The sequence below is a fragment of the Streptomyces sp. NPDC056734 genome (genome assembly GCF_042790455.1).
GTDB lineage: Bacteria > Actinomycetota > Actinomycetes > Streptomycetales > Streptomycetaceae > Streptomyces.
Genome location: NZ_JBHTZD010000056.1, coordinates 1 through 3,400, shown reverse-complemented (window position 1 = coordinate 3,400; position 3,400 = coordinate 1). Strand labels below are relative to the sequence as shown.

Here is a 3,400-nt window from a genome sequence, read left to right as displayed (position 1 = left end):
CCACCCCGACGTGGCCCTCCTGGAAGAGGAAGCCGCAACGCTGTGAATCACCCGCATATCCCGGGGGTTCAGGGCTGCGGGCCCTGGTGCGCAGGCCGTGGATGGGCAACCCGCCGATGTTCGCGACCGTGGTGGTCCGGCTTGCTCCTGGCGCCGCTCTGGTGGGACTGGTCGTGGACCCGCGGGTGACCACCGGGCAGCCGGCGTGGGAGAAGGCCGACCGGTTCGGGGTTCTCCTTCGGCCTGTTCGGCGTCACGCTCATCTGGCTCATGCCGCTCGCCGGCCGCCACGGCCGTCTCGTGTGGATCATGCCCTGGACGACGGGGTTCGGCGTGGCCGTCGAGGGCGCGGGAGCACCTGGGCCGCGGCGCAGGGGCAACCAGACACTTCAACTTCGCAGCGTCGTCAGCGGCACGGGGATCGTCACCATGCAAGCGCCGCCAATTGCATCAGATGCGAATTCGCGCCGGTGCGAATCGGCCTGAGTGGGGGCATCAACCGTGCTATGAACCTGCGGAGTTGGGGACCGGCGGTAAGGGTAACGATAGGGGTCGGCGGGGCCTTGCTACCACTCGTGCAAGGGGCTGACCCGCTGGTTCTCTGGCGGCTCGCATAGGATGCGGCCTTCTCGCATCTGATGCGAGTCCAGCGCAGGGAAACGGCAGGCTCGGGGATGGGCGAGGCTGGTTCCCCGAGCCGGAGCAGTACTGCTTCTCCGTCGTGCACCACGTCGTCGACGGTCCCAAGTGATTCGCCTCCTACTCGTTGTGCGGTGCCCAGCACAGCGTGGGGGTGTCGGTTCGGCGGCCGGGCCGGAACAGTTCTGTGGCCAGATCGTCAGCGGCCATGAGCACCGGACTACCGGTGATCGGTTGATGCGGTGCCGAGCGGCTGTATACCGTTGGCGTAGCGGGCGGTGTCGTGTTGGTGCCAGGCGAGGTTGCCGCTGAACCAGTGCTTGAGATTGCTCGCCATGCGCAGGGTGTCGGCCTGCTCGGTTGGTGTGGCCGGTAGGTCGCGGCACAGGGCCGGCAAGCATGCCTCCAGATACTGGAAGTGCCTGAGGGCGTCATCTGCGGAAGCTACGACGGCTTGGACGGCCTCATCGCGGGTGCAGCCGTATTCGTGCTGGATGATGAAGACGGCGTTGAGGTGGTCGTTGGTGAGGGCTTCGCGAGGGGCGCTGAAGACGTCGTTGACGGCCATGGTGTGGTCGGGGATGAGCGCCCGCATCGTGGTGATGGGGCTTGAGTTGAGGATGCGGTCAGGCAGATAGAGGCCTGACAGGTGGTCGGAGAGCAGAGGGAAGGGCAGCGCCGCGCTGGTGATGCGGACGATTTCGCGGTATCGGGCCAGGGAGGGCCACAGCTTGTCGCGGCGCCAGGAGGCTTCAGTGAGGTAAGCCTCCAGCCATTGGGCCCAGCGGTCGGCCAGTTGGCGTCGCCAGGGCTGGTCTATGACCTGACAGCGCCTCCACAGGTCGCCGAACGCCACAACGAAGACGTCCTTGTCGCTCTGCGCCTGGTCGGGGTCGTCGTGGTCGAGGATGGCAACGAGGTGACGGATCGTGGCGTCGATGGCGGCAGGGTCGTCGCTGTCGACGTGGTCGTCGAGTTGCGTGGTGTAGATGATCCAGTCGCAGAACAGCTCCAGCTTCTCGTCGTCGAGCTGTGGGGCGCAGCGAGCTGCGTAGAGGTCCAGGCGCATGGCGTCCACGTAGCTGCGCTGGCGGGTGCTGTTGATGATGTGCTGGTTGGTGAGCCAGTCGAGAGTGTGCTGGCGGGCCTGTTCTGCGGTGGGGCTGATCTGGGACGGGTAGGGGCACCGGAAGAGGTGGCGTGGGTCGAGGGTGCTGGGCGTGGGGTCGATGCGGATGGCGGTGTTGACCTGAGTGATCACGACGGGTGCCCCCTTTCGTCCTTTCGTGGAGCCGGCGGTGTGAGCGCGGGCTGCGTCAGGCAGGGAAATCGGTTCGGTCGGGCCAGAGGGTGAGCACGCCGGAGGTCTTGCCGTTCCAGACGTAGTCGCGCCCGTGGTAGCGAGGGGAGACATAGCCATACATCCACATGCCGGATGCTTCGTGTCCGATCTCGTGGAGATAGGTGTGCAGCTCGGGGCGTGAGCCATGAGGTCCGGCCAGCATCTCGTCCCTCAGGCGCACGAAACGGGCCTCTGCGTCGGCGTACAGCTCGTACGTGCGGTCGATGGCGTCCTGGAGGCTGTACCCCTCGTTGCGCATCAGCATCAGGACGATGTTGCCGCGGTCCCCGGAGAAGTACTCCTTGCGGAACGAGGAGATGTCTTCGACCCAGCGGGTGGCCTCGCTGACGGCGTCCCACAGTTCACGCATCTTGGGGCTGGTGCGCAGCTCGTCGCCCAGGTCGATCCCGAGGGTGACCTCTGCGATCTGGATCCAGGGCTCCACGCCTATGTGGATCCGCGAGTGCTCGGTGAACTCCTCCAGCGTCATGGAGTCGTAGTCGCGGTGGCGCTGGGTCTCGACGGTGAAGCTGTAGTCGATGTAGCCGAGCATCTTCTCGGTGGCAACCTCCACCGGGCCGGGGGCTCCCCCGGCGACGACTTGCTGCCAGGCGTGGGCGAAGTGCTTCTCGATGGGCTCGTTCGGGTTGGGTTGCTCTCCCTGGATCACGCGCTGCAGGCGTTCCCCGATCCGCTGTGCTTTGGTCGCGTCCTGGTGGAGATCGGTGCGCCAGGCGACCCAGTCGTCCAGCAGCTGCCACATGGAGGTGTAGTGGGCGAGGTTGCAGGCAGCTTGCTCACTGATTGAGGGGAAGACGTAGCAGACCCAGCGGGAGATCACCTGCTTGGCGTGGAAGTCCAGTTCCTCCGCGCTCGAGAAGATCGGCCCCAGGTTGCTGCGAAGCCACGTGTCGTGCCGCTTGACCACGGATTCGATGGCTGGGTTTTCGTGATGCACGAGGAGTCCGGGCGGCTCGTGCAGGCGGTAGGTCATGCCGGTGAGGTCCGGCATGGTGTTCTTGATCATGTCGTGCTCCTTCGTGGGAGAGATGGAAGGCAGGAACGGCTCGCTGAGTCGGGGGCCTCCGCGTGAATGGTCGGAGAGAAGGCGACCAGCGACCCCTCGGGTACCTGGTCCGCGCGTTCCACGACCGTGCCGTTGTCCTCCAGGGACCGGACGTTGTGGACGTTCTCGTGGCCTACGTGGACGGGGGCGCCGTACATCTCCAGCCTCTGCATCACCGTACCGACCGCCCGCTCAGCACCCGCGTACCGGCCGCGTGGAGCGGCGAGCAGGACCCGTTCGCGCAACCGGAGGGTGCTGGTCATGTGGACCTCCGTACGGCGCTGTCCGCGAACTCCCTCAGCAGGCGGGTGGATGCCGGTTCCAGCGGTGCGGCTCGGAGGTGGACCAGGGCC

Annotated in this window: 3 protein-coding genes; all 3 read right to left on the bottom strand. The window is 66.2% G+C overall.

Going from position 1 to position 3,400, the window contains the following annotated elements:
* Positions 1-859: 859 nt before the first annotated feature.
* The 3 genes from ACFRFC_RS38170 to ACFRFC_RS38160 are packed head-to-tail and all read right to left on the bottom strand — an operon-like array spanning position 860 to position 3,310.
* The gene (locus ACFRFC_RS38170; RefSeq protein ID WP_382693795.1) at positions 860-1,900 is read right to left on the bottom strand and encodes a hypothetical protein; all 1,041 of its coding nucleotides are present in this window, start codon (positions 1,898-1,900) and stop codon (positions 860-862) included.
* A 55-nt stretch (positions 1,901-1,955) separates the two neighbouring features.
* Positions 1,956-3,008, bottom strand: a complete 1,053-nt coding sequence (locus tag ACFRFC_RS38165) for a terpene synthase family protein (protein WP_382693794.1) — start codon at positions 3,006-3,008, stop codon at positions 1,956-1,958.
* Positions 3,005-3,310: a hypothetical protein gene (locus tag ACFRFC_RS38160; protein ID WP_382693793.1), complete on the bottom strand. Its 306-nt coding sequence runs from the start codon at positions 3,308-3,310 to the stop codon at positions 3,005-3,007. The genes ACFRFC_RS38165 and ACFRFC_RS38160 overlap by 4 nt, the downstream gene beginning before the upstream one ends.
* Positions 3,311-3,400 lie beyond the last annotated feature (90 nt).

Coding starts and splice junctions, on each gene's coding strand:
- ACFRFC_RS38160 (WP_382693793.1), bottom strand. CDS start 3,310: ATGACCAGCACCCTCCGGTTGCGCGAACGGGTCCTGCTCGCCGCTCCA.
- ACFRFC_RS38165 (WP_382693794.1), bottom strand. CDS start 3,008: ATGATCAAGAACACCATGCCGGACCTCACCGGCATGACCTACCGCCTG.